25 protein-coding genes are annotated in these 26,230 nt (G+C 65.3%); 22 read left to right on the forward strand and 3 right to left on the reverse strand.

Annotation, left to right across the window (positions count from 1 at the left end; genetic code table 11):
• Positions 1-9 precede the first annotated feature (9 nt).
• On the forward strand, positions 10-792 hold the full coding sequence (locus BG61_RS16010; protein WP_035938124.1) for a TrmH family RNA methyltransferase: 783 nt from the start codon (positions 10-12) through the stop codon (positions 790-792).
• Positions 793-816: 24 nt separating this feature from the next.
• Here the strand turns inward: BG61_RS16010 and ppsR are convergent, their stop codons facing one another.
• Complete coding sequence (ppsR, locus tag BG61_RS16015; protein ID WP_035938126.1) at positions 817-1,635, reverse strand: posphoenolpyruvate synthetase regulatory kinase/phosphorylase PpsR; 819 nt, start codon at positions 1,633-1,635, stop codon at positions 817-819.
• Positions 1,636-2,090: 455 nt separating this feature from the next.
• On the opposite strand from ppsR, the gene ppsA reads away from it, so the two are divergent.
• The 3 genes from ppsA to BG61_RS16030 all read left to right on the forward strand — a co-directional run bounded on the left by ppsA (position 2,091) and on the right by BG61_RS16030 (position 6,034).
• Positions 2,091-4,508 carry a phosphoenolpyruvate synthase gene (ppsA, locus tag BG61_RS16020; protein WP_035938128.1) on the forward strand — a complete coding sequence of 806 codons (2,418 nt, stop codon included), beginning with the start codon at positions 2,091-2,093 and terminating at the stop codon, positions 4,506-4,508.
• A 123-nt stretch (positions 4,509-4,631) separates the two neighbouring features.
• On the forward strand, positions 4,632-5,060 hold the full coding sequence (locus BG61_RS16025; RefSeq protein ID WP_035938130.1) for an NfeD family protein: 429 nt from the start codon (positions 4,632-4,634) through the stop codon (positions 5,058-5,060).
• 38 nt (positions 5,061-5,098) lie between these two features.
• A complete protein-coding gene (locus BG61_RS16030) occupies positions 5,099-6,034 on the forward strand; it encodes an SPFH domain-containing protein (RefSeq protein WP_035938132.1) in 936 nt (311 codons plus the stop codon).
• 81 nt (positions 6,035-6,115) lie between these two features.
• Here BG61_RS16030 and smpB read toward each other — a convergent pair whose 3' ends face one another.
• Entirely contained in the window at positions 6,116-6,565 is a 450-nt protein-coding gene (smpB, locus tag BG61_RS16035) for an SsrA-binding protein SmpB (protein ID WP_035938134.1), read from the reverse strand.
• A gap of 191 nt (positions 6,566-6,756) precedes the next feature.
• On the opposite strand from smpB, the gene BG61_RS16040 reads away from it, so the two are divergent.
• Both BG61_RS16040 and BG61_RS16045 read left to right on the forward strand, forming a co-directional pair.
• Positions 6,757-7,194: a type II toxin-antitoxin system RatA family toxin gene (locus tag BG61_RS16040; RefSeq protein ID WP_035938136.1), complete on the forward strand. Its 438-nt coding sequence runs from the start codon at positions 6,757-6,759 to the stop codon at positions 7,192-7,194.
• A complete protein-coding gene (locus tag BG61_RS16045; protein ID WP_035938138.1) occupies positions 7,191-7,520 on the forward strand; it encodes an RnfH family protein in 330 nt (109 codons plus the stop codon). Before BG61_RS16040 ends, BG61_RS16045 begins: the two co-directional genes overlap by 4 nt.
• A 54-nt stretch (positions 7,521-7,574) precedes the next feature.
• Here the strand turns inward: BG61_RS16045 and BG61_RS16050 are convergent, their stop codons facing one another.
• On the reverse strand, positions 7,575-8,540 hold the full coding sequence (locus BG61_RS16050) for a DMT family transporter (RefSeq protein WP_035938141.1): 966 nt from the start codon (positions 8,538-8,540) through the stop codon (positions 7,575-7,577).
• A 371-nt stretch (positions 8,541-8,911) separates the two neighbouring features.
• On the opposite strand from BG61_RS16050, the gene guaB reads away from it, so the two are divergent.
• The 16 genes from guaB (at position 8,912) to BG61_RS16130 (ending at position 26,219) form a co-directional block, all read left to right on the forward strand.
• Positions 8,912-10,372, forward strand: a complete 1,461-nt coding sequence (gene guaB / locus BG61_RS16055; RefSeq protein WP_035938143.1) for an IMP dehydrogenase — start codon at positions 8,912-8,914, stop codon at positions 10,370-10,372.
• A gap of 2 nt (positions 10,373-10,374) precedes the next feature.
• Positions 10,375-11,271 (forward strand): hypothetical protein, encoded by an 897-nt coding sequence (locus tag BG61_RS16060; protein ID WP_035938145.1) that lies wholly within the window; start codon positions 10,375-10,377, stop codon positions 11,269-11,271.
• A gap of 178 nt (positions 11,272-11,449) precedes the next feature.
• Positions 11,450-13,033, forward strand: coding sequence for a glutamine-hydrolyzing GMP synthase (gene guaA, locus BG61_RS16065; protein WP_035938148.1), 1,584 nt, complete (start codon positions 11,450-11,452; stop codon positions 13,031-13,033).
• A 182-nt stretch (positions 13,034-13,215) separates the two neighbouring features.
• Positions 13,216-13,800: an RNA 2',3'-cyclic phosphodiesterase gene (thpR, locus tag BG61_RS16070; RefSeq protein WP_035941728.1), complete on the forward strand. Its 585-nt coding sequence runs from the start codon at positions 13,216-13,218 to the stop codon at positions 13,798-13,800.
• A 580-nt stretch (positions 13,801-14,380) separates the two neighbouring features.
• Positions 14,381-14,944 carry a D-alanyl-D-alanine dipeptidase gene (ddpX, locus tag BG61_RS16075; protein WP_035933252.1) on the forward strand — a complete coding sequence of 188 codons (564 nt, stop codon included), beginning with the start codon at positions 14,381-14,383 and terminating at the stop codon, positions 14,942-14,944.
• A gap of 47 nt (positions 14,945-14,991) precedes the next feature.
• Positions 14,992-16,590 (forward strand): ABC transporter substrate-binding protein, encoded by a 1,599-nt coding sequence (locus BG61_RS16080; protein WP_035933249.1) that lies wholly within the window; start codon positions 14,992-14,994, stop codon positions 16,588-16,590.
• A gap of 10 nt (positions 16,591-16,600) precedes the next feature.
• Positions 16,601-17,671, forward strand: a complete 1,071-nt coding sequence (locus BG61_RS16085; protein WP_035933247.1) for an ABC transporter permease — start codon at positions 16,601-16,603, stop codon at positions 17,669-17,671.
• A 71-nt stretch (positions 17,672-17,742) separates the two neighbouring features.
• Positions 17,743-18,657: an ABC transporter permease gene (locus tag BG61_RS16090; protein ID WP_035933245.1), complete on the forward strand. Its 915-nt coding sequence runs from the start codon at positions 17,743-17,745 to the stop codon at positions 18,655-18,657.
• A gap of 1 nt (position 18,658) precedes the next feature.
• A complete protein-coding gene (locus tag BG61_RS16095; protein WP_035933243.1) occupies positions 18,659-19,549 on the forward strand; it encodes an ABC transporter ATP-binding protein in 891 nt (296 codons plus the stop codon).
• Positions 19,546-20,328, forward strand: coding sequence for an ABC transporter ATP-binding protein (locus tag BG61_RS16100; RefSeq protein WP_035933242.1), 783 nt, complete (start codon positions 19,546-19,548; stop codon positions 20,326-20,328). Before BG61_RS16095 ends, BG61_RS16100 begins: the two co-directional genes overlap by 4 nt.
• 235 nt (positions 20,329-20,563) lie before the next feature.
• A complete protein-coding gene (locus tag BG61_RS16105; protein ID WP_035933240.1) occupies positions 20,564-20,956 on the forward strand; it encodes a DnaJ family domain-containing protein in 393 nt (130 codons plus the stop codon).
• A gap of 53 nt (positions 20,957-21,009) precedes the next feature.
• Positions 21,010-21,525 carry a tRNA adenosine(34) deaminase TadA gene (gene tadA, locus BG61_RS16110; protein ID WP_035933239.1) on the forward strand — a complete coding sequence of 172 codons (516 nt, stop codon included), beginning with the start codon at positions 21,010-21,012 and terminating at the stop codon, positions 21,523-21,525.
• On the forward strand, positions 21,522-22,451 hold the full coding sequence (gene ldcA / locus BG61_RS16115) for a muramoyltetrapeptide carboxypeptidase (RefSeq protein WP_035933236.1): 930 nt from the start codon (positions 21,522-21,524) through the stop codon (positions 22,449-22,451). Before tadA ends, ldcA begins: the two co-directional genes overlap by 4 nt.
• A gap of 301 nt (positions 22,452-22,752) precedes the next feature.
• A complete protein-coding gene (locus BG61_RS16120) occupies positions 22,753-23,478 on the forward strand; it encodes a GntR family transcriptional regulator (protein WP_035933233.1) in 726 nt (241 codons plus the stop codon).
• A gap of 357 nt (positions 23,479-23,835) precedes the next feature.
• Positions 23,836-25,335 (forward strand): NCS1 family nucleobase:cation symporter-1, encoded by a 1,500-nt coding sequence (locus BG61_RS16125; RefSeq protein WP_035933230.1) that lies wholly within the window; start codon positions 23,836-23,838, stop codon positions 25,333-25,335.
• A 128-nt stretch (positions 25,336-25,463) separates the two neighbouring features.
• Positions 25,464-26,219, forward strand: coding sequence for an aspartate/glutamate racemase family protein (locus tag BG61_RS16130; protein WP_035933227.1), 756 nt, complete (start codon positions 25,464-25,466; stop codon positions 26,217-26,219).
• Positions 26,220-26,230 lie beyond the last annotated feature (11 nt).

Genomic DNA, 26,230 nt, shown 5'->3' on the forward strand with positions numbered 1-26,230 from the left:
CATCCGAACGTGAAAGCCATCACCTCGCGGGACAATCCGCTCTACAAGCGCCTGAAGGCGCTCGCCGGCTCGACGGCGCAGCAGCGCCGAAGCGGCCACGCGCTGCTCGAAGGGCTCCATCTCGCCTCCGCGTATCTCGATGCCGCCGGCCAGCCGGAAACCTGCGTTGTCACCGAAGGCGCGCTGCGTCACGAGGAAGCGCGCGCGATCGTCGCTCGCATCGAGGAAAAGCGTGTGCTGACGCTGCCGGACGCGCTCTTCGGCCAGTTGTCGAGCGTGGTGCACGGCGTCGGCATGCTGCTGTTCGTCGAAAAGATCGAGGCGCAGTTGCCGGCGCGCGTGTCGACCACCTGCGTCGTGCTGGACGGCGTGCAGGATGCGGGCAACGTCGGCTCGATCCTGCGCAGCGCGGCGGCGGCGGGCATCGAAAACGTGTTCTGCGCGCCGGGGACGGCTTACGCGTGGTCGTCGAAGGTCCTGCGCTCGGGCATGGGCGCGCACTTCCTGCTGAACATCTTCGAGGAGGTGGAGCCGGCCGGCCTGATCGCGCGGCTCGACGTTCCCGTGACGATCACCGATTCCCACGGCGCGAAAGCGCTCTACGACTGCGACCTGTCAGGGCAGCTCGCATGGGTGTTCGGCAACGAGGGGGCGGGGGTGTCGCAGGCATGGCGCGACGCGGTGACGCACCGCGTGACGATTCCTCAGCCGGGCGGCATGGAGTCGCTCAACGTGGCGGCCGCGGCCGCCGTGTGTCTTTTCGAGCAGTGCCGCCAGCGCCGCGCAAGCTAGGCCGGATTTCGGCATGGCGGCCGCTCAGTAATACGACGGCCGCTCCGGCTTGATTTCCTGCAGGATGGTGGTCGCGATTTCCTCGATGGACTTGTGCGTCGAGGATAGCCACTTGACCCCCTCTCGCTTCATCATCGTCTCCGCTTCGTTGATCTCGTAGCGGCAGTTTTCGAGCGCCGCGTACTTGCTGCCCGGGCGCCGCTCGTTGCGGATCTCCGCGAGCCGCTGCGGATCGATCGACAGCCCGAACATCTTGTCGCGATGGTCGAGAAGCGGCGTCGGCAGCCTGCCGCGCTCGAAATCCTCCGGGATCAGCGGATAGTTCGCCGCCTTCACGCCGTACTGCATCGCCAGATAGAGGCTAGTCGGCGTCTTGCCGCTGCGCGAAACGCCGACCAGGATCACGTCGGCTTCGGTCAGGTTGCGGTTCGACTGGCCGTCGTCGTGCGCGAGCGAGAAGTTGATCGCCTCGATGCGGTTCTTGTACTCCTCGGTGTCGGCGTTCTGGTGCACGCGGCCCATCGCGTGGGTCGACTTGATTTCCAGTTCGTGCTCGAGCGGCTCGATGAACGTCTGGAACATGTCGAGCACGAGCGCGTTCGAGCGCTTCACGATTTCGTTCGACTCGCTGTCGACGAGCGTGGTGAACACGATCGGCCGGCGCCCGTCGAGCGAAACCGCCTCGTTGATCTTTTCGACGGTCGCGTAGGCCTTGTCGCTCGAATCGACGAACGGCACGCGCACGAGCCTGAATTTCTGGTCGAACTGGGAAAGGATCGAGTGCGCGAACGTTTCGGCAGTGATCCCGGTACCGTCGGAGACGATGAATACGGAAGGCGGCATCGGTGAAGGGGAACGAGAGTGGGCAAAGGCGCTCAAACCGGAACGCTCGCTGAACCGGACGGACTAAGAGCCTACTGAACGGAACGATGTGCGCCGGCGCACCGTTCAGGCACGAAGACGTCGATTTAGCTGCGCATTTGTGGCCCCGGCTGAAACATTTCGAGAGCCAGCACGGTAGAATAGCGGCAACCTGTTCGATAAGCAATTGCGAACAATTTGATATGGGATTTCGCCGAATCGCTACCGAATCGCGCGTTTTCCCTGCAATTTGTGGTTGATTCGAGCATTTTTTTGCCGGATCGATGCCTTTTCCAGTCGTGCCTCCCGGCCGGCCTGGACTTGCGCCGCGATGGCTCATCAAACAGGTTGTGCAAGATGCGGCGCGCTTCCAATGAGCGCGCGCGCATGAGAGCCCGCTTGCACGATCGTGAATTCCATCCACCTCAGGGGCTTGTATGACTAACGCAGTTAATGTTGCGAAAGATGTCGCAAAGGATCAGGCGTATGTAGTTCCATTCGAGCAGTTGCGAATGACCGACGTGGATATCGTCGGCGGCAAGAACGCGTCGCTTGGCGAGATGATCAGCCAGCTCGCGAACGCCGGCGTGCGCGTGCCGACCGGCTTCGCCACCACGGCGCTGGCCTTTCGCGACTTCCTGCAACACAACAACCTCACCGAGCGCATCGCGAAGCGCCTCGAGCTGTTCGACGTCGACGACGTGAAGGCGCTTGCCGAAGCAGGCAAGGAAATCCGCCAGTGGATCATCGATGCGCCGCTGCAGCCGCGCCTCGAACAGGACATCCGCCGTGGTTTCGAAACGCTGCAAAGCGGCTCGCCCGAAGAGCTGTCGTTCGCCGTGCGCTCGTCCGCGACCGCCGAGGACCTGCCGGACGCCTCGTTCGCGGGCCAGCAGGAAAGCTATCTGAACGTTGTCGGCATCGAAGACGTGCTCGATCGCATGAAGCACGTGTTTGCGTCGCTCTACAACGACCGCGCCATCTCCTATCGCGTCCACAAGGGCTTCACGCACGCTGAAGTCGCGCTGTCGGCTGGGGTGCAGCGCATGGTCCGCTCGGACGTGGGCGCCGCGGGTGTCATGTTCACGCTCGACACCGAATCGGGCTTCAAGGACGCCGTCTTCATCACGTCGAGCTACGGCCTCGGCGAAACCGTGGTGCAGGGCGCCGTGAACCCGGACGAGTTCTACGTCTTCAAGACCACGCTCGCGCAGGGCAAGTACCCGATCATCCGCCGCTCGATCGGCTCCAAGCTCATCAAGATGGAATTCACGAAGCCGGGCGAGCCGGGCCGCGTGAAAACCGTCGACGTGGCGCACGAGCAGCGCAACCGCTTCTCGATCTCCGACGAAGACGTGATCGAGCTCGCGAAGTACGCGGTGATCATCGAGAAGCACTACCAGCGCCCGATGGACATCGAGTGGGGCAAGGACGGCCGCGACGGCAAGATCTTCATCCTGCAGGCTCGCCCCGAGACGGTGAAGAGCCAGGCGGCCGGCAAGGCCGAGATGCGCTTCAAGCTGAAGGGACAGTCGAACGTGCTCGCCACCGGCCGCGCGATCGGCCAGAAGATCGGCGCGGGTCCGGTGCGCGTGATCCACGATCCGTCGGAAATGGAGCGCGTGCAGCCGGGCGACGTGCTCGTCGCGGACATGACCGACCCTAACTGGGAGCCGGTGATGAAGCGCGCGTCGGCGATCGTCACGAACCGCGGCGGGCGGACCTGCCACGCGGCAATCATCGCGCGTGAACTGGGCGTGCCGGCGGTCGTCGGCTGCGGCGACGCCACGGACGTGCTGAAGGAGGGCGCGCTCGTGACCGTCTCGTGCGCGGAAGGCGACGAAGGCAAGATCTACGACGGCCTGCTCGAAACCGAAGTGACCGAAGTCCAGCGCGGCGAGCTGCCCGAGATTCCGGTCAAGATCATGATGAACGTCGGCAATCCGCAGCTTGCCTTCGATTTCTCGCAGTTGCCGAACGCGGGCGTCGGCCTCGCGCGGCTCGAGTTCATCATCAACAACAACATCGGCGTTCATCCGAAGGCGATTCTCGAGTACCCGAACGTCGATGCGGACCTGAAAAAGGCGGTCGAAAGCGTGGCGCGCGGCCATGCGTCGCCGCGTGCGTTCTACGTCGACAAGCTGACCGAAGGCATCGCCACGATCGCGGCGGCGTTCTATCCGAAGCCCGTCATCGTGCGTCTGTCGGACTTCAAGTCGAACGAGTACAAGAAGCTGATCGGCGGCTCGCGCTACGAGCCGGACGAAGAGAATCCGATGCTCGGTTTCCGCGGCGCGTCGCGCTATATCGCGGACGACTTCGCCGAGGCGTTCCAGATGGAATGCGTCGCGCTGAAGAAGGTGCGCGAGGAGATGGGGCTCGACAACGTCGAGATCATGGTGCCGTTCGTGCGCACGCTGAAGCAGGCGGAGCGCGTGGTCGGGCTGCTCGAGAAGTTCGGCCTGAAGCGCGGCACGAACGGGCTGAAGCTCATCATGATGTGCGAGGTGCCGTCGAACGCGATCCTGGCCGAAGAGTTCCTGCAGTTCTTCGACGGCTTCTCGATCGGCTCGAACGACCTCACGCAGCTGACGCTCGGCCTCGACCGCGACTCGGGCATGGAACTGCTCGCAGTGGACTTCGACGAACGCGACCCGGCCGTGAAGTTCATGTTGCAGCGTGCCATCCAGACGTGCCTGCGGCTCGACAAGTACGTCGGTATTTGCGGGCAAGGTCCTTCGGATCATCCGGACCTCGCCGAGTGGCTCGCGAAGGAAGGCATCGCGTCGATGTCGCTGAATCCGGACACGATCATCGACACGTGGCAGACGCTGGCAAAAGCGTTGAAGAAGTAAGCAGGGCCCTTCACGCAGCCGTAGTCAGGCGGTTTTAGAGACGGCTGCCGTGCTATAAACACCCCGGATATTCCGGGGTGTTTTCGTTTGGGGATTCGATTGGGGATTCGTCTGGAGACCAACATGGCGGCAAGCGGACTTTTCTGGTGGATCGCAGCCGGCGCGCTCGTGGTGCTGGAGCTGTTCACCGGCACCTTCTATCTGCTCATGATCGCGCTCGGCTTCGTCGCGGGCGGGCTCGCGCATTGGGCGGGCGCGGAACTGGCCGTCGAGCTGGCGGTGGCCGCGGGCGTGGCGCTGATCGCGGTCATCGCGCTGCGCCGCTCACGTTTCGGAAGCTGGCGGCGGCGCGACGCATCGCGCGATGCGGGCGTGAATCTCGACATCGGCGAGACGTTGCAGGTGAACGAGTGGCACGACGGCCACGCGCGGGCGATGTACCGGGGCGCCGAGTGGGACGTCGAGCTCGCGCCCGGCGAAACGGAAGGCGCGCGCTGGTACAGGATCATGGCGATGCAGGGCAACCGGCTCGTCGTGGCGGCAAAGCGCTGAAGCGCTGAAGCATTGAGATAACAACAAGGAGTGGTGAGATGGACGTAACTATCGTCGGGGCAATCCTGCTCGTGATCGTGGTCGTGATCGCCGGGCAGACCATCAAGATCGTGCCGCAGCAGCACGCGTGGGTGCTCGAGCGGCTCGGGCGCTATCACGCGACGCTCACGCCCGGTCTCACGATCGTGCTGCCGTTCATCGATCGCGTCGCGTACAAGCACGTGCTGAAGGAAATTCCGCTCGAGGTGCCGAGCCAGGTCTGCATCACGCGCGACAACACGCAGCTGCAGGTGGATGGCGTGCTGTACTTCCAGGTCACCGACGCGATGAAGGCGTCGTACGGTTCGAGCAATTTCGTCTACGCGATCACGCAGCTGTCACAAACCACGCTGCGTTCGGTGATCGGCAAGCTGGAGCTCGACAAGACCTTCGAGGAGCGCGACTACATCAACCACAGCATCGTGACCGCGCTCGACGAAGCCGCGTCGAACTGGGGCGTGAAGGTGCTGCGCTACGAGATCAAGGACCTCACGCCGCCGAAGGAGATCCTCCACGCGATGCAGGCGCAGATCACCGCCGAGCGGGAAAAGCGTGCCGTGATCGCGGCGTCGGAAGGGCGCAAGCAGGAGCAGATCAATCTGGCCTGGGGCGCGCGCGAGGCGGCGATCCACAAATCCGAGGGCGAGCGGCAGGCGGCGATCAATCAGGCACAGGGGCAGGCGTCGGCGATTCTGGCCGTCGCCGAGGCCAACGCGCAGGCAATCGAAAAGGTCGGCGCGGCCATTCAGTCGGGCGGCGGCATGGAAGCGGTGAACCTGAAGATCGCCGAGCAGTACGTCGGCGCGTTCGGCAACATCGCGAAGCAGGGCAATACGCTGATCGTGCCGGGCAATCTGTCGGAGATGAGTTCGATGATCGCGTCGGCGCTGTCGATCGTGAAGGGCGACGGCGGCGGGGTCATCAAGAAGGGCTGAGCAAAAGAAACCGGGGTGCCGGCAAGCGCAAACGGGGCGTCGGCCGTACAGGCCGACGCCCCGTTCGTCATGGCGCGGCGCCTATCGCGTCGAGGTGCGCATGATGCGCGCCTTCTCGCGCTCCCAGTCGCGCTTCTTCTCGGTTTCGCGCTTGTCGTGCAGTTTCTTGCCCTTGGCGAGGCCGATTTCGCACTTCACGCGCCCGTCCTTGTAATGAAGGTTGAGCGGCACGAGCGTGTGGCCGCGCTGCTCCACCTTGCCTATCAGCTTCGAGATCTCTTCCTTGTGCAGCAGGAGCTTTCTCGTGCGCACGGGATCGGGGTGGATGTGGGTGGACGCTTCCGGCAGCGGGCTGATGTGCGCGCCGATCAGGTACAGCTCGCCGTCGCGGATCATGACGTAGCCTTCCTTGATCTGCGTGCGGCCGGCCCTGATCGCCTTGACTTCCCACCCCTCAAGCACGAGCCCCGCCTCGTAGCGGTCTTCGATGAAGTAATCGAAGAACGCCTTTCTGTTGTCGATGATGCTCATGAATGGAAAGTGCCCAACTCGTTTAAAATTGCGATTTTAGCAGCGCGGCGCCTGCCAGGGCCACGGGACTACCCCGGGACACCCTCGGGACGACCTTCGGGCCGCCTCGCGGCCGGCCGGGGCCGAACCGGGCCGGCTGGTCGGGCAGAAGGCGCGCTGCCTTCACTCTCGCCACGTGCTGTGCGCCCTTTATGGCCGATGTCCAGAAAACCGTATTGATCCGCCATTCAGCGGAAGAAATGTTCGACCTCGTCACCGACGTCGCCGACTACCCCAATTTTCTCCCGTGGTGCGGCGGCGTCGAGATTCGCCGTCAGGATGAAAACGGCATGGAGGCGAAGATCGACATCAGCTTCAAGGGAATCAAGCAGCATTTCGCCACGCGCAACTCGCAGAAGCGGCCGACGAACATCGATATGGAATTCATGGACGGCCCGTTCAAGAAATTCACCGGTTTCTGGCGCTTCACGCCGCTGCGCGCGGACGCCTGCAAGATCGAATTCGCGCTGCACTACGAGTTTTCCAACATCATTCTCGAAAAGATCATCGGGCCGGTGTTCAGCCATATCGCGAACACGTTCGTCGATTCGTTCGTGAAACGCGCCGACCAGAAATACGGAAAGCCATGAGCCTCATCGTCGATGTCTGCTATGGCCTGCCCGGCGGCGAGAGCTTTCTCGCGCGGCTCGACTTGCCCGATGGCGCGACGGTGCGTGAGGCCATCGACGCGAGCGGCGTGCTCGCGCGCCACCCGCAGATCGATCCCGCGACGATGAAGGCCGGCGTCTTCGGCAAGCTGAAGCCGCTCGACACCGTGCTCACCGATTTCGACCGGGTGGAGATCTACCGGCCGCTCAAGGTCGATCCGAAGACCGCGCGCCAGCGAAGGGTGGATAAGTCGCGCAAGGCGGGATCGATCGAAGGCAGGAAGTGGCAGTCGAAAGATTCGCGCTAGGGCGCTACGGCGCGCGGGCCTGAGCTGAGCGCCCGCGTGCCTCGCTGTCCAGCGTCAGTGCGCGGGCGCCTCGAGTTCCGCGCGCGAAGCCGGTTTCCCGACGGCATGCTGCCGCACCGACCAGCTCACGCCCGCAAGCAGCAGAACGATCGCCAGAATCTCCGGCAGCCGCGGCAGCCGCGCATCGTAGACGAACGCGTACAGGAGCGCGAAGAGCGTCTCGAACGCGATCATCTGCCCGGACAGCGTGAGCGGCAGGCGCTTCGCGGCGGCATTCCACAGCGTGTTGCCGAGCCACGAGCCGCCGACCGCGAGCGCGAGGCTCACGGCCCAGAACATCTGCCAGCGCTCGGTGGACACCGCCGCCTGCACCGTACCGGACGGCAGCAGGAGCACGAGCACCCACAACAGTGCGCCAAGCACGCCCGTCACGATGCCCCACAGCACCGACCATTCGTTGCCGTTGAAATGCGTGTTCGCCTGCAGATAGCGCGCGTTGACGACCGCGTACCACGTCCAGGCGGCGAGGGCGCCCGCCGCGCACGCGAGCCCGCCGAGCTTGGTGAGCACGCTCGTTGCGCTGCCGCCGGCGTCGCTGAATACATCGATATTGATGCACACGATGCCCCCGATCACCAACACGAGCGGCCAGAAGAGTCGCCGCAGGTCGATCGCGCCGTGATCGCGCCGTCCGGCGAGCGTGACCGTCACGGGCAGAATGCCCACGATCAGCGACGAAGGCGCGATGCCCACCATCTGCACGGCGGTCGCGAGCAGCATGTAATAGAGCAGGTTGCCGACGAGCGCGAGCTTCACGAGCGCGACGAGATCGGCGCGCGTGAGCTTCGCGGCGAGCTTTTTCGCGAACGGCAGCGCCACGACAAGCGACACCAGCCCGTACATCACATAGCGGCCGCTGCTCAAGAGGAGGGGCGAAAAATCGGGCAGCAGACGCGGCGCGAGAAAAATGAAACCCCAGATGGCGCCCGCCATCACCCCACACACCACGCCGCGCTGCATCTTTCGTCTCCGAATTTGCTCGAGGAAGGCGCGCAGAGTAGCACGCAGGGTCGGCCACGTTCTTGTCGAATTCTGCAACGGAACGTGCCTCTGCCTCGCCGCCGTGCGTGCCGCGCCTTTCTGCGCCCCGGAGCATGGTCCGAGGTGTGAGCCGGAATGTGACCCGGAATGCGACCGGAAGCGCCCCCCGCGAGCGGCGTGCCCCAAACCGCAAAACCGAACGCGGCCCGAAAACGGGCCGAACCGAAAAGCGAAATCGGGGCGCGCCACAAGGCGCAAAAATTGCATCCGAATGACGTAAGCCGCTGTTCGGGCAGTGAAAAACCGGGGAACTATCGGTATAATTCGCTTTTGCGCCCATAGGATTTGCCATGCGTCTGATCCAGAAAGCACTCACGTTCGATGACGTGCTCCTCGTGCCTGCGTTCTCCAACGTTCTGCCGCGCGACACCAGCCTGAAGACCCAGCTGACCCGCAAGATCTCCCTGAACATGCCCCTCGTGTCCGCCGCCATGGACACCGTCACCGAAGGCCGCCTCGCCATCGCGATGGCCCAGATGGGTGGCGTCGGCATCATCCACAAGAATCTCACTGCCGCCGAGCAGGCGCGCGAAGTCGCGAAGGTGAAGCGCTTCGAGTCCGGCGTCGTGCGCGACCCGATCACCGTGCCGCCGCAAATGCGCGTGCGCGACGTGATCGCCCTCACGCAGCAGCACGGCATTTCTGGCTTTCCGGTGGTCGAGGGAGCGCAGCTGATCGGTATTGTCACCAACCGCGACCTGCGTTTCGAGGAACGGCTGGACGAACCCGTGCGCACGATCATGACGCCGCGCGAGCGGCTCGTGACGGTGAAGGAAGGCACGCCGCTCGCGCAGGCCAAGGCGCTGATGCACAGCCACCGGCTGGAGCGCGTGCTCGTGGTGAACGATGCGTTCGAGCTGCGCGGCCTGATGACGGTGAAGGACATCACCAAGCAGACCGAGCACCCGGACGCCTGCAAGGACGAACACGGCAAGCTGCGCGCGGGCGCGGCGGTGGGCGTCGGCCCCGAGAACGAAGAGCGCGTCGAGCTGCTCGCGGCGGCGGGCGTCGACGTGATCGTCGTCGATACGGCGCACGGCCACAGCCAGGGCGTGCTCGAGCGCGTGCGCTGGGTGAAGCAGAACTATCCGCATATCGAGGTGATCGGCGGCAATATCGCCACCGCCGCGGCGGCGAAGGCGCTCGTCGAGTATGGCGCGGACGGCGTGAAGGTCGGCATCGGCCCGGGCTCGATCTGCACCACGCGGATCGTCGCGGGCGTCGGCGTGCCGCAGATCACGGCGGTGTCGAACGTGTCGGAAGCGTTGCGGGGCAGCGGTGTGCCGGTGATTTCGGACGGCGGCGTGCGCTTTTCCGGCGACGTCGCGAAGGCGCTCGCCGCCGGCGCGGACGCGGTGATGATGGGCAGCATGCTCGCGGGCACGGAAGAGTCTCCCGGCGACGTGTTCCTGTTCCAGGGCCGCCAGTACAAGGCGTACCGCGGCATGGGTTCGGTCGGCGCGATGAAGGACGGCGCCGCGGACCGCTACTTCCAGGACAACTCCGCGAACATCGACAAGCTGGTGCCGGAAGGCATCGAGGGTCGCGTGGCCTACAAGGGCGCGGTGAACGCGATCCTGTTCCAGATCGTCGGCGGCGTGCGGGCGAGCATGGGCTACTGCGGCTGCCGCACGATCCGCGAGATGCACGAGAAGGCCGAATTCATGCAGATCACGGCGGCCGGCATGCGCGAATCGCACGTGCACGATGTGCAGATCACGAAGGAAGCGCCCAACTACCACGTGGACTGATCATGAAACCGTTGCTGCGGGCCGTACTCGTCATCAATGCCCTGATTTTTCTGGCGTTCGGCGTGCTGTTTCTGCTAACGCCCTGGGTTACGTTGTACAGCGCGCTGCAACTCGTGGCGGTCCAGCCGGTGTTCGCCGGGCAACTGTTCGGCATTGCGCTGATCGGCTTGTCGTGGCTCGCGTTTCATGCCGCGATCGACGGCGCGCTGACGGCGACCGCCGCGAAGGTGTCGGGGCATGTCGAGTGGCTGTCGGGCGTGGTGCTGCTCGTCTGGCTGCTCGGGCTGCGCACGCCGGAGGTGTCGGGGTTCGGCCAGGTGGTCGCCGCGCTGGTCGGCGTGATCCTGCTGATCCTGGGGCTTGGCAGCGTGCGGCTTTCGGGCGCCGTGCGGCGCCGCGAGCGCGCCGCGCTGGCGGGCGCCGCGTCGGCGCAACGGGCCGAGAAGCGCGCCGCTCAAAAGCGCGACGAGCTTCGGACGACGCCTTCCGCAGCCGCTGCGCCTGCATCCCCGGCCAGCCCGGCTTACCGTACCGGGCCGGCCGTCGCGACGGGGCCTGCTACAACATCGGCAACGACGGCCGCGACCGGCCGCTGGACCGATCCGGCGACGGGTCTTTCCGTGGACGCAGCGGGCCGTCCGGCGGCGCCCGCGCCGGCCGCGACGGCGATCGACCCGCTCACGGGCCGCGCAGTCGATCCGGCGACCGGCCGCACGGTGGACCCGGCTGGGCGTGATCGCATGCCAGACCGTTCGTTCGACCCGGCCACGGGCCGGAGCATCGACCCGCGTATCGACCCCCGCATCGACCCCGTCACGGGCCGCCCGATCGACCCGGTAACGGGTGAGCGGATCGAGCCCGGGCTGGCGCCCGATCCGGCCCGCCGCGATCCGCGCTAGTCGAATGATCGAAACGCGCGTGGTCCGAATCCAGCGCTTCGGCGTTCCGGCGCAACAAGTACAAGCACGGTCGGCCTTCGCCGGCCGTCGATTTTTCTGCGCGGGCGAGGGGCCCAATGACCGTCCCCCGCCCGCGCACCCATTACCGTATCCGTTCACTTCGCCTTTGGCCGCTGCCATGCACGACAAAATCCTGATTCTCGATTTCGGCTCCCAAGTCACCCAGCTGATCGCGCGACGCATCCGCGAATCGCACGTCTACTCGGAGATCCACCCTTACGACGTCGACGAAGTCTTCATCCGCCAGTTCGCGCCGAAGGGCATCATCCTGTCGGGCGGCCCGAGTTCGGTCACCGAGGCCAAGTCGCCGCGCGCGCCGCAGATCGTGTTCGACCTCGGCGTGCCGGTGCTCGGCATCTGCTACGGCATGCAGACGATGGCCGATCAGCTGGGCGGCAAGGTCGAGCTCGGCAAGGTGCGCGAATTCGGCTATGCGGAAGTGCGCGCGCACAACCATACGAGTTTCCTGAACGGCATCGAGGATTTCCAGACGCCCGAAGGCCACGGCATGCTGAAGGTCTGGATGAGCCACGGCGACAAGGTGGCCGACCTGCCCGCCGGCTTCAAGCTGATGGCGTCGACGCCGTCGTGCCCGATCGCGGCAATGGCCGACGACGACCGGCGCTTCTATGGCCTGCAATGGCACCCCGAGGTCACGCATACGGTGCAGGGTCGAGCGATGCTCGACCGCTTCGTGCTCGAACTGTGCGGCGCGAAGGCGGACTGGGAGATGGGGCATTACATCGACGAAGCGGTCGAGAAGATCCGCGCGCAGGTCGGCGACGAGCATGTGATTCTGGGTCTTTCGGGCGGCGTCGATTCGTCGGTGGCGGCTGCGCTCCTGCACCGCGCGATCGGCGACCAGCTTACGTGCGTGTTCGTCGACCACGGCCTGCTGCGCCAGAACGAGGCCGAGCAGGTAATGACCACGTTCGCCGATCACCTCGGCGTGAAGGTGATTCATGTCGACGCGAGCGCCGAGTTCCTGTCGAAGCTCGCCGGCGTGACCGATCCCGAGGCGAAGCGCAAGATCATCGGAGCGGAATTCGTCGAGGTGTTCCACACCGAGGCCGACAAGCTCACCGACGCGAAGTGGCTCGCGCAGGGCACGATCTACCCGGACGTGATCGAATCCGCAGGCAAGGGCAAGAAGGGCGCGCATACGATCAAGAGCCACCACAATGTCGGCGGCTTGCCGGAAACGCTGAACCTGAAACTGCTCGAGCCGCTGCGAGAGCTGTTCAAGGACGAAGTGCGCGAGCTCGGCGTGAAGCTCGGCCTGCCGCCCGCGATGGTCTACCGGCATCCGTTCCCGGGGCCGGGCCTGGGCGTGCGGATTCTCGGCGAGGTCAAGCGCGAGTTCGCGGACCTGCTGCGCCGCGCCGACGCGATTTTCATCGAGACGCTGCGCAATACCATCGACCAGGAAACCGGCAAGTCGTGGTACGACCTCACGAGCCAGGCATTCGCGGTGTTTCTGCCGGTGAAGAGCGTCGGCGTGATGGGCGACGGGCGGACCTACGAGTACGTCGTTGCGCTGCGGGCGGTCCAGACGCTCGACTTCATGACCGCGCACTGGGCGCATCTGCCGCACGAACTGCTCGGGCATGTTTCGAACCGCATCATCAACGAAGTGCGCGGGATCAATCGCGTGGTGTACGACATTTCCGGGAAGCCGCCGGCGACGATCGAGTGGGAGTGAAGGGGGCGTCGCCCGGGAAGTCGCTCCCTGTCCCGCGCTGACTCAGCTCGGCGTTATTCGCGATAAAAGCGACGGTGAGGCGCCATGTCGATCACGGGCAAAACGCTTGAACATGCGGGGCGGGTCGATCGTCCGATGACGCGGCGGTGTGCGTGTTGCGTCTTTCATCACGTGAGGGGCGCATGAGCGTGGATCGCTCACGAGGGCGCCCCGTCACCGCTCCCGCACCGACGGACTCGCTTTTCTTCGCGATCTACCCCGATGCCGGCGCGGCCGTCCGTCTCGCCCGGCTCGCACTTCGGGTGCGCGCCGAGCGCGGGCTTAAGGGGCGGCCCGTTGCGGCGGAGCGGTTCCACGTCACGCTGCATCATCTCGGCGCATATGCGGGGGTGCCGGAGGACGTCGTCGCGATGGCGCGTGACGCGGCCGGACGCGTCGCGATGCCGCCCTTCGATGTCGCGTTCGACCGTGCCGGAAGCTTTTCGGGCAGACGCGGCAAGCGGCCTTTTGTTCTCAAAGCGAGTGCGGGCATGGTCCCGCTGATCGCGCTGCAGGAGATGCTCGGCGCCGCCATGGCGACGGCCGGATTCGTGCTCAAGGCGCAGTCGCGCTTCACCCCGCACGTGACCTTGCTCTACGACGAGCGTCATTTCCCCGAGGAGACCGTCGAGACGATCGGCTGGACTGTGAGCGAGTTTGTGCTCGTGCGCAGTCTGCTCGGGCGCTCGGAGTATGTGCCGCTTGCGCGGTGGGGGGTGGGGGGGTGAGCGCGCGGGGCGGCCGCGTGGGATGCTTCGGTCCGGCCGAACGGCCCGGAACGTGAAAATGACGCGACAGCCGGGCCTTGCGGCAAATGAAAGCACGGTGTCAACTGGAGGAATCACCAAACCCCTCCCGATAATTTTCCTGCAATTTTTGGCCTGATTTAATGTCTGGTTCACAATACGTCAATTGACGACCGACTATCGCGCCAATGCCGACTTGCTTCGCGAAGACATTTGAAGTTCGTTTCCCCGATCGACCGCCAGCAATACTGCGCGCCGCCGCGTGCCAGTCCGCGAATCGCGGACGCGCGGATCGTCGGGCTGTTCTCCAGATTCGATTCCGGCTGGACCATTCGCTTCCCCGCACGCGCGATGGGTCGGTTCAAGGTGCCATCCCCACCGGCACCTGCGCCTCCGCCCACGGGCAGGAAGCGCCGCCCGCAGCACCTCCCTCGCGAATGCAGCCCTGCCGAAAGCACCGAACGCAACCGCACATCGCCGACCACCGCGCTTACGCGCCGATGCCGATGCCGATGCCCCGTCAGTGGCAAATCCGCGATCCCTCCATCCCGCCCGCAAAAAAATGACTCAGCGCCGCCTCGTCGAAATCACCCCCGAAACCCACCACGTACAGATCGACCTCGTCTACGCGACCGATCGCAACTTCACCGGCAAGCCGATCTACAAGACGGCACACTGCCTGCTGCTCGAACCCGCCGAGGCGGGTCTGCGCCGGGCGGTCGAGATTGCGAGAAGCATCGGCATGACGCTCAGGATCTTCGATGCGTACCGCCCGCCGCAGGCGCAGCAGGTCCTCTGGGACTTCCTCCCCGACCCGACCTATATCGCAGAACTCGGGCGCGGCTCGAATCACAGCCGCGGCACGGCGATCGACTTGACGCTCGTCGATGCCAGCGGCGCCGAGCTCGACATGGGCACGGGCTTCGACGCGATGGTCGCCGAGTCCGAGCATTTCCATCCGGGCCTGCCCGAGCACGTGCAGCGCAACCGTACGCTTTTGCTCGGCGTGATGCACGGCGCCGGCTTCACTCACATCGCGAGCGAGTGGTGGCATTACGAATTGCCCGGCTCGCGCGAACTCGCCGTGATCGACAACAGCGAATGCGGCCCGCTGCGCCTGATGTAGGCGAGCCACGAGAACAACAACCCACACCTGACCACGGACAAGCGAACATGAAACCGGTTTTGCGCAATGCGCTCGCGGCACTTGCCATCACATCCACGCTGACCCTGACCGCCTCGCTCGCGTACGCGGCCACGCCGAAGGACATGTTCGTGATGGCAACGCTGCTCGACGAATTCACGACGCTCGATCCCGGCGAGATCTACGAACTGGTGCCCGAGGAATACGTGGCGAACACGTACGATCGCCTCGTGCGCGTCGACCTGAAAGACCCGTCGAAATTCAACGGCGACGTCGCGCAATCGTGGACGGTCAGCCCGGACGGCCTCACGTTCACGTTCAAGATCCGCCCGGGCCTCAAGTTCCACTCCGGCAACCCGCTCACCGCCGACGACGTCGCGTGGTCGATCCAGCGCACGGCGCTCCTCGACAAGGGCGCGGCCGCCGTGCTCGCGGGCATCGGCCTCACGAAGGAGAACGCGCTCGCGAACGTGAAGAAGATCGACGACACGACCGTCTCGATCACGACCGACCAGAAGTACGCGCCGACCTTCGTGCTCAACGTGCTCGGCGCGTGGCCGGCGTCGGTGGTCGATCGCAAGCTCGTCGAGTCGCATCAGCAGGGCAACGACCTCGGCAACGGCTGGCTGAAGACGAACGAAGCCGGCTCGGGCGCCTACCGGCTCGTGAAATGGACCGCGAACGAGTCGATCGTGCTGCAGCGCTTCGACGGCTACCGCCTGCCGCTCGCGATGAAGCGCATCGTGCTTCGCCACGTGACGGAAGCATCGAGCCAGCGTCTGATGATCGAGAGCGGCGACATCGACGTCGCGCGCGACCTGAGCCCCGACGATCTCGACACGCTCTCGAAGGCGGGCAAGATCAAGGTGAGCTCGGTGCCGCAGGCCACCCTGATGTACCTCGGCCTGAACAACAAGAACGCGAATCTCGCGAAGCCCGAAGTGCAGGAAGCGATGAAGTGGCTGATCGACTATCAGGGTATCCAGAAGAACGTGATCCGCACCACGTACAAGGTGCACCAGACCTTCCTGCCCGAGAGCTTTCTCGGCTCGCTCAACACGAACCCGTACCATCAGGATGTCGCGAAGGCGAAGGCGCTGCTCGCGAAGGCGGGGCTCGCGAACGGCTTCACGGTGAAGATGGACGTGCGCAACGACTATCCGTACAGCGAAATCGCGCAGGCGGTGCAGGCCAATCTCGCGCTCGGCAACATCAAGGTGCAGCTGATGCCGAGCGACAACAAGCAGACGCTCGGCCGCTACCGGGCGCGGCAGCATGACATCTATATCGGCGAATGGTCGGCGGATTACATCGATCCGCACAGCAACGCGCAGGGCTTCGTCTGGAACCCGGACAACTCCGACAAGTCCAGCTTCAAGATGCTCGCGTGGCGCAATTCGTGGGACATCCCGCAACTGACCAAAGAGACGCAGGCGGCGCTCGCGGAATCGTCGACGGGCAAGCGCGCGCAGATGTACCAGGCGATGCAGAAGGAAGTGCTCGCGAATTCGCCCTTCGTCATCATGTTCGAGAAGGTGTCCCAGGTGGCGGCGCGCCCGGGCGTGACGGGGCTGGAAGTGGGGCCGATCAATGACCTCGTGTCGTATCGCGACCTGAAGAAGCAGTAAGCGCGCCGCCATGTCGACTCCGCTCACTGCGCTCGGCCGCCTGCGCGCGCTCACCGCGCGAAGGCGAGGCGTGCGCTGGACGCTCGCGCTCGCGCGCTGGGCGGCGATGCTCGTCATTACGTTCACGGGGCTGCTCGCGATCACGTTCTTCATCGGGCGCAAGATTCCGATCGACCCGGTGCTCGCCATCCTCGGCGATCGTGCGTCGGCGTCGGCGTATGCGGCGGCGCGTCTCGAACTCGGCCTGGACAAGCCGCTCATCGAGCAGTTCATTATCTATGCGCGCGACGTGCTGCACGGCCATCTCGGCATGTCGCTCCTGACGGCGAACCCGGTCATCGACGACATCCGGCGCGTTTTTCCCGCGACGCTCGAACTCGCGACCCTTTCGATCATCGTGGGCGTCGCGATCGGCGTGCCGCTCGGCGTGATCGCGGCGGTGCGCCACAACCGCTGGATCGATCACGTCGCGCGCGTGGTCGGCCTGATCGGCAGCTCGGTGCCGGTCTTCTGGCTCGCGCTGATGGGGCTCTTGCTGTTCTATGCGCGGCTGCACTGGGTGTCGGGGCCGGGGCGCATCGATCCCGTCTACGACGGCATGGTCGACACGAAAACCGGCAGCCTGCTCGTCGATTCGCTGATCGCGGGCGAGTGGGACGTGTTCGCCAATGCGTTCTCGCACATCGTGCTGCCGGCGGGCATCCTCGCGTTCTACTCGATCGCCTATCTGAGCCGCATGACGCGCTCGTTCATGCTGGACCAGCTGAGCCAGGAATACGTGACGACCGCGCGCGCGAAGGGCCTTTCCGAGCGCCGCGTGATCTGGCGTCATGCGTTCGGCAACATCGCGGTGCCGCTGCTCACCGTGATCGCGCTTGCCTACAGTTACCTGCTCGAAGGTTCGGTGCTGACGGAGATCGTGTTCGCGTGGCCGGGCATCGGCTCGTATCTGACCGGCGCGCTCCTGAACGCGGACATGAACGCGGTGCTCGGCAGCACGCTCGTGATCGGCGCGACCTTCATCACCTTGAACCTGCTGACCGATGCGCTGTATCGCGTGTTCGATCCGCGTGCGCGCTGAAGAAGGCGCAATGATCCACGGAGCGCTGCGGCATGTCTTTGCCCACCGATGATTCGACCCAGGACTGGTCCATGAAGCCGACGCCCCGGCAATGGAAGGCATGGCTTCTCACCGACACCCCCGCGTCGCGCAGGCAGGCGGCGCTCGGGCGCGCCTATCGCCGCTGGCGGCAGTTCTCGCGCAATCCCCTCAGCCTGTTCGGCCTTGCAATCCTGCTGCTTTTGATCGCGGTGGCCGCGTTCGGACCGATGCTCGTGAGCGAGGACCCGCTGCGGCAGGTGCTCGCCGAGCGCCTGATGCCGCCCGGCACGGCTACCCACTGGTTCGGCACCGACCAGCTTGGCCGCGACATCCTCTCGCGGCTCGTGCACGGCGCGCGGCTCACGCTCTCCATCGCGATTCTCGTCGTGGTGCTGGTCGTGCCGATCGGCCTGCTGATAGGCACGACGTCGGGTTTTTGCGGCGGCTTCGTCGATACCGTGCTGATGCGGCTCACCGACGTCGCGCTGGCGTTCCCGAAGATCGTGCTCGCGCTCGCGTTCGCGGCGGCGCTCGGGCCGGGCGTGCTGAACGCGGTCATCGCGATTTCGATCACCGCGTGGCCGCCCTATGCGCGGCTCGCGCGCGCGGAAACGCTGCGGCTCGTGCAGGCGGACTTCATCCACGTCGCGCGCCTGCAGGGCGCATCTCCCGCGCGCATTCTGCTGCGCTATATCGTGCCGCTCTGTTCGTCGTCGGTGCTCGTGCGCGCGACCATCGACATGGCCGGCATCATTCTCGCGGTCGCGGGCCTCGGCTTTCTCGGGCTGGGTGCACAGCCACCGAGTCCGGAGTGGGGCTACATGGTCGCCTCGGGGCGCAACGTGCTGCTCGACGCATGGTGGGTCGCGACGATCCCGGGCCTCGCGATCCTGTTCGTGAGCCTCGCGTTCAATCTGCTCGGCGACGGTCTGCGCGACGTCTTCGATCCGCGTCACGGAGGCTGACATGCAAGCGTCTTCGCAAGCGCCCCTGTGCGAAATCGAGAACCTGCGCATCGGCTTTGCCGCGCACGACGGCACGCTCACCGAAGCCGTGCGCGGCCTCTCGCTCACGGTGAACCGGGGCGAGCGGGTGGGCATCGTCGGCGAGTCGGGATCGGGGAAGTCGCTTACCGGGCGCGCGCTGCTCGGGCTATTGCCGCCCGCGGCGCAATGGTCGGCCGACGCGTTGCGCTTTGACGGCCACGATCTGCTCGCGATGCGCCCGAAGGAGCGCCGGCGCCTGTGCGGCACGCAGATGAGCATGATCCTGCAGGATCCGAAATACTCGCTCAACCCGGTGATGACGGTCGCGCAGCAGATGCGCGAGGCGTTCGGGCGAAGCGGCCCGAAGCTCAACGCGCGGGCGATGCGCGAAAAGATCGTCGCGGCACTTGCGGCCGTGCATATCCGCAATCCCGAGCGCGTCGCCGATGCCTATCCGCACGAACTCTCGGGCGGCATGGGGCAGCGCGTGATGATCGCGATGATGGTGTCGTCGGGGCCGCGCCTTCTGATCGCGGACGAGCCCACGAGCGCGCTCGACGTCCTCGTGTCGATACAGGTGCTCGCGGTGCTCGACGAAATGATCGGCAAGCACGGCACGGGGCTCATTTTCATCAGCCACGACCTGCCGCTCGTGATGTCGTTCTGCGACCGCGTCGTCGTGATGTACGGCGGGCGCGTGGTCGAGACGTGCGCCGCGCACGAACTCAGGGACGCGCGGCATCCGTACACGCGCGGCTTGCTCGCGGCAAATCCGCCGCTCGTCGATCCGCCCGCCGAGCTGCCCGTCCTGTGCCGCGATCCGGCATGGCTCACCGAGCCGCTCGAAGTGCTCAGGCGAGGTGGGCGATGATCGACGCGAGCCAAGTGCACATCCGCTTCAGGACGAAGACGGGTCACGTCGATGCCGTGCGCGACGCGTCGTTTCATGTCGGCGAAGGCGAGGTGTTCGGTCTCGTGGGCGAATCGGGCTCGGGCAAGTCGACGATCCTGCGCGCGCTCACCGGGCTCGTGCCGCTCGCGGGCGGCAGCATGAAAGTGGGCGCGCACTCGCTCGACGGGAAGATCGGCCGCGCGTTTCGCCGCGAGGTGCAGATGGTGTTCCAGGACCCGTACGGCTCGCTGCATCCGCGCTTCACCGTCGACCAGACATTGCGCGAGCCGCTCGTCATCAACGGCATCGGGGGCGAGGACGAGCGCATCCTGAACGCGCTGCGCGAGGTCGGGCTCGGGCCGGCGTTCCGCTTTCGTTATCCGCATCAGCTCTCGGGCGGGCAGCGTCAGCGCGTGTCGATCGCGCGTGCGCTGATCGTCGAGCCGCGCGTGCTGCTGCTCGACGAGCCGACGTCCGCGCTCGACGTCTCCGTGCAGGCGGAGATCCTGAATCTGCTGCGTCATCTGCATCGCGAACGCGGTCTCACGATGATGCTGGTGAGCCACAATCTGGCGGTCGTCGGCTTTCTTTGCCAGAACGTCGCGGTGATGCGCAACGGCGAGATCGTGGAGCAGCTTTCCATCGATGCGGTCCGCGCGCGCGAGGTCACGCACGAGTACACGCGCAGCCTGCTGCTCGCAACCGAAGGCTACCGCCGCAAGGTGGCCGAGGCGTTCGGCGTGGACGCCGCGCTCTAGCACGAATGGGTCGCCCGGGCGCGGCGCCGCCGGACAAGCGGAATGTTGCATAAACCAGACTCGCTCCGAACGTTCGTTTCATCAGCGAATTGCGCCGCTTACTGGCTGATAGAATGTCGAAATCAGTTGTCGAAAACGGCGCGCTTAAGGCGAGGCCGGTTTCGATCCAGGCTATCAAACGAAATCGCGGAACACCGGCCATGCATCACCGGCCGAAAGCCGATCGTAATCCACGATGAAACTGCTAGATGCTCTAGTCGAACAGCGGATCAGCGCTGCCGCCGCACGCGGCGAGTTCGACGATTTGCCCGGTGCGGGCGCGCCGCTCGAATTCGACGACGACGCCCTCGTTCCCGAGGAAGTTCGCGTCGCGAACCGGATTCTCAAGAACGCCGGATTCGTGCCGCCCGCCGTCGAGCAACTGAGGGCGCTGCGCGACCTGCAGGCCGAGTTCGACCAGGTCACCGACCCCGCCGCGCGCTGCCGCCTCCAGGCGAAGATGCTCGCGCTCGACATGGCGCTCGAATCGCTGCGCGGCGGCTCCACGGTTCCGCACGAATATCGCCGGCGCATCGCCGAACGGCTCTCCGAGCGGGCGCAAAGCCGCGCTGCCGCGGAGCCGAAGTGAGCACGCCGGCCGCCCCCCCATCGGGCGACGCGGCCGAGCGTGATCGCCGTTTCATGGCGCTCGCGCAGCAGGCAGCCGACAAGGCGCGTGCGGCAGGCGAGGTGCCCGTCGGAGCGGTGCTGGTGCGCGGCGACGAAGTGATCGCGTCGGGCTTCAATCATCCGATCGGCGCGCACGATCCGTCGGCGCATGCGGAAATGGTCGCGCTGCGCGCGGCGTCGCAGGCGCTTGAAAACTACCGGCTGCCGGGCTGCGAGCTCTACGTGACGCTCGAGCCGTGCCTGATGTGCGCAGGCGCAATCATGCACGCGCGCATCGCGCGGGTCGTGTTCGGCGCGCCGGACCCGAAGACGGGCGCATGCGGCAGTGTCGTCGATGCCTTCGCGAATCCGCTGCTCAATCATCACACGACGGTTGTCGGCGGTGTGCTCGCCGATGAATGCGGGCATGCGCTCAGGAATTTCTTCGCTGAGCGCCGCCAGCTGGCGCGCGAGGAACGCGACGCGCGCCGTGCGCGAGAAGCCCGCGAAGCCGCCGCCGATCCCACTTCCCATCCCGTCAGCCTATGATCGTCAAACCCCGCACCATCGATTTCGTCGCGCCTTCCGGCTATCCGCACGATCCCGCGGCCGTCGAGCGGGGGATCGAGCGGCTGCGTGCGCAAGGGCACCGGCTGGAGAACCTGCGGGCGACGCAGCGGCGCTTCCAGCGCTTCGGCGGCACCGACGGCGAGCGCGCCGCCGACCTGAACCGGCTCGCCGATCCGTCACGCCGGCTGCCGGACATCGTGCTCGCCGTGCGCGGCGGCTATGGCGCGGCGCGCATCCTGCACGGGCTCGATTTCGAAGGCCTGCAGCGGCGCCTGGACGATCAGCCGGTCGCCATCGTCGGGCACAGCGACTTCACGGCGATCCAGTGCGCGCTCTACGCGCGTGCGGGTCTGAAGAGCTTCGGCGGCCCGATGTTCGCGAGCGACTTCGGCGCCGAGCGCCTGAGCACGTTCACGATGCAGAATTTCTGGGGCGCGATCAGCCGCCCGAGTTTCACGGTGACGAGCCATGCGCCGCAGTCACAGTCCGTCGATGTCACGGGCATGCTGTGGGGCGGCAACCTGGCGATCCTGGCGTCGCTCGTCGGCACGCCGTACATGCCGCCGGTGGAGGGGGGCGTCCTGTTCATCGAGGATGTCAACGAGCACCCGTTTCGCATCGAACGGATGATCTATCAACTTCACCAGTCCGGCATTCTCGGGCGCCAGCAGGCGCTCGTGATGGGCGAGTTCTCGGGCGGCCGGCTCTCCGACTACGACAACGGCTATTCGCTCGAAGCGATGATCGAACAGGTGCGCGCGGTGATAGGCATTCCGGTCGTGACGGGGCTGCAGTTCGGTCACGTCGAGAACCTCCTGACGCTTCCGTTCGGTGCGACCGCGCATCTCGTCGCGCGGCCGCAGGGATTCACGCTGCGGGTGAGCGATTATCCGCATCTGGCCTGACGCGTGCGACGCGCGGAGCGCCCCGCGATGGGCGCTTTTTTTTGGACATTTAACGCAACTAACGATCCTTCAATGCACCATCCGCATTCTGACGTGGCACTGAGTCCGTGCATCGAATTGTCGACAAAAAAGTGGCGTCAATGATGACAAAAAAGTTTGCTATTCCGTGTAAGGCCCGTCTGTAAAGGATCGTAGCGCGATCGCCATATGGGAAAAACCCCTTTCGCCGACAATTCCGCAATTGAATTGTTGACAATGTTTATGTCCGTTCTAACATGCACAACATGCGAGTGACCACATCATGTCAGACCCGAAACAAAGCACCTCATCTAACGCTTCAGCCAACGGCAGCGCCAACGCCGAGTCGATCGCCGAGAATATCCGCGCCGCGATCCTCGAGCACCGGCTTGCGCCGGGCGCGAAGCTGACCGAAGCGCAATTGTGCGAAGTGTTCGAGGTCAAGCGCGGCACCGTGCGCCAGGCGCTCGCGCAACTGGCGGGCGAGCGGCTCGTGGATCTGGAGCCGAACCGCGGAGCGTTCGTCGCGAGTCCGTCGCTGCAGGAAGTGCACGAGGTGTTCGAGATGCGCCGCATCATCGAGATGGCGGTGGTCGAGCGGATCTGCAGCGGGCACGGCACGCGGCGCCTGAAGTCGATCAGCGCCACGATCGGGCGCGAACGGCGCGCCTTCGAGGGCCACGATTTTTCGGCGTGGATCCGCCTCTCGGGCGAGTTCCATACGGAGCTCGCGGCGCTCACGGGCAATAGCGTGTTGTGCGAATGCCTGTCCGGGCTCGTCGCGCGCTCGACGCTGATCTCGGCGCTCTATGAGTCGCTCGGCAAGAGCTCGTGTTCGTTCGAGGACCACGAGGAGATCCTCGCGGCACTCGATGCAGGCGATGCCCCGAAAGCCTCCGATCTGATGGCGCGGCACCTTCTGGATGTCGAATTGAAAATGCTGGAGCGGCCGGCGCGTGGCGCGGTCGATCTGCGTGAAGTTTTTGCGAGGCCTGCCGAGCGGGAATAAACGTTCGGCGGGTCACGCACCGAAAGCCGGTCACAACCGGCATCGAATCGAAGAAATGGAGACGGCGCCCCCGCAAAGCGGAGCGCGCAATCAATTGACCGCAAGCGCGCGAAGTCGCAGCGTGCGGCAGCACTGAACAGGACGCTCGCCAGAACGTCGATGAAAACGCAAAACGCCGCGGCGTCGCTTTCAACAGCCCCGAAACATCGTCAGGGTTCTTCGAAAGCACCGCCCAGCGCGTCGCAAGTCGGAAGCGTACCGCGCGCAAGCAGCCCAGGTATCGAATCGGCGCATCGAGCGTCGGGCCGCGCGTTGCCTTTTTCATTACCAGTTGCCTTGTTCAATGAAGGAGAAGTCATGGCTCAGTTCAGTGCAGCTTCCAGTGATTCCGCGTTGCCGCCGTTCGAAGAAACGGCCGGCGGCGAGTCGGGTCTTCCCGCCGGCTACAGCGATCGGCTCTATAACGAAGACCTCGCGCCGCTCAAGAACCAGAGCTGGAACGCATACAACATCTTCGCGTTCTGGATGTCGGATGTGCACAGCGTCGGCGGCTATGTGTTCGCCGGCAGTCTCTTTGCGCTCGGGCTGACGAGCTGGCAGGTGCTGGTGTCGCTGCTGGTCGGCATCGGGTTCGTGAACGCGCTGTGCAATCTCATCGCGAAGCCGAGCCAGCAGGCGGGCGTGCCGTATCCGGTCGCGTGCCGCGCGACGTTCGGCGTGCTCGGCGCGAACATCCCGGCCGTGATCCGCGGACTCATCGCGGTGGCGTGGTACGGCATTCAGACGTTTCTTGCATCGAGCGCGCTCGTCATCGTCGTGCTCAAGTTCTTTCCGCAACTGCTGCCCTATGCCGACGTCCACCGCTACGGCTTCGTGGGGCTCTCGGCACTCGGCTGGGCGGGCTTCATGCTGCTCTGGGTGCTGCAGGCCGTCGTGTTCTGGCGCGGCATGGAGATGATCAAGAAGTTCATCGATTTCGCGGGCCCCGCGGTGTATGTCGTGATGTTCATTCTCGCGGGCTACATGGTGTGGCGCGCGGGTCCCGAGAACGTCGGCCTGAACCTCGGCGGCGTGAAGTATCACGGCATGGAAGTCGTGCCGGTGATGATCACGGCGATCTCGCTCGTGGTGTCGTATTTCTCCGGCCCGATGCTCAATTTCGGCGACTTCTCGCGCTACTGCAAGAGCTACCGCAGCGTGAAGCGCGGCAATTTCTGGGGCCTGCCGGTCAACTTCCTGGCGTTCTCGCTCGTCACCGTGATCACGACCGCCGCGACGCTGCCGGTGTTCGGCGAACTGATCACGGACCCGGTCGAGACGGTCGGCCGCATCGATCACCCGACGGCCGTGATTCTCGGCGCGCTGACGTTCACGATCGCGACCATCGGCATCAACATCGTCGCGAACTTCGTGTCGCCGGCCTTCGATTTCTCCAACGTCGCGCCGCGCCACATCAGCTGGCGCATGGGCGGGATGATGGCGGCTGTGGCGTCGGTGTTCATCACGCCGTGGAACCTGTTCAACAACCCGGCAGTGATCCACTACACGCTCGACGTGCTCGGCGGATTCATCGGGCCGCTGTATGGCGTTCTGATCATCGACTTCTATCTCGTCAAGCGCGGCAAGCTGGTGGTGCATGATCTGTACACGACGTCCGAGACCGGCCGCTACTGGTACACGAAGGGCGTGAACCGCCGCGCGGTGGCGGCACTCCTGCCGGCAGCGGCGATCGCGGTGGCATCCGTGCTGATTCCGTCGCTCGCGGGCGCGGCGAACTTCTCGTGGTTCATCGGCGCGGGCCTCGGCGCCATCTTCTACTGGTTCCTCGCGGACAGGAAGGCGGCAGGCGCAGCGTGAGGCAGAAGTCAGGAGCAGAATCGAATCATTTGCGCCAGGCGCGAGCGGTGCCGGTCCGAAGGCAGGCACACGCAACGGCACGAGCACCGCGAACGCAGGCGAGGCATTGAACATCGAAGGAGCAGCACATGCGAATCAAGCTGATCAACCCGAACACGACGCAGCGCATGACCGACGCAATGGCGCGCTGCGCGCAGGAAGTCGCCGCGCCGGGAACGGAAATAGTGGCGGTGAGCCCGGCGATGGGCCCGCCGTCGATCGAGGGCTACTACGACGAGGCGATTGCATCGCTCGGTCTGCTTGCCGAGGTCGAGGCGGGCGAACGCCAGGGCTTCGACGGCTACGTCATAGCGTGTTTCGGCGACCCGGCGCTCTATGCGGCAAGAGAACTGGCGCACGGGCCCGTGATCGGCATCGCGGAAGCGGCGATGCACGCCGCGAGCGTGATCGCGCCGGGCTTTTCCGTCGTGACGACGCTCGCGCGCACCTGCGGCATGGCATGGCACCTCGCGGAGCGCTACGGCATGACGCGCTTTTGCAAGAACGTGCGGGCCACCGATGTCGCAGTGCTCGATCTCGACATCCCTGGCTCGGCGGCGAGGTCGATCATCATCGACGAGTGCCGCCGAGCGCTCGACGAAGACGGGTCGGAGGCGATCGTGCTCGGCTGCGCGGGCATGGCGGAGTTCTGCCATGAAATCGAGGACGCGATCGGTGCGCCGGTCGTCGAAGGCGTGACAGCCGCCGTGAAGTGGACCGAGGCGCTCGTCGCGCTGAAGCTGCATACGTCCAAGCGCGGCGACTTCGCGCGGCCGTTGCAGAAGCGCTACGACGGCGTGCTCGCCGACTACAGTCCGAGGCCCGCGCACATACACCGCAAGTGACCCGCATTATC

Source organism: Caballeronia glathei, assembly GCF_000698595.1.
Lineage (GTDB): Bacteria > Pseudomonadota > Gammaproteobacteria > Burkholderiales > Burkholderiaceae > Caballeronia > Caballeronia glathei.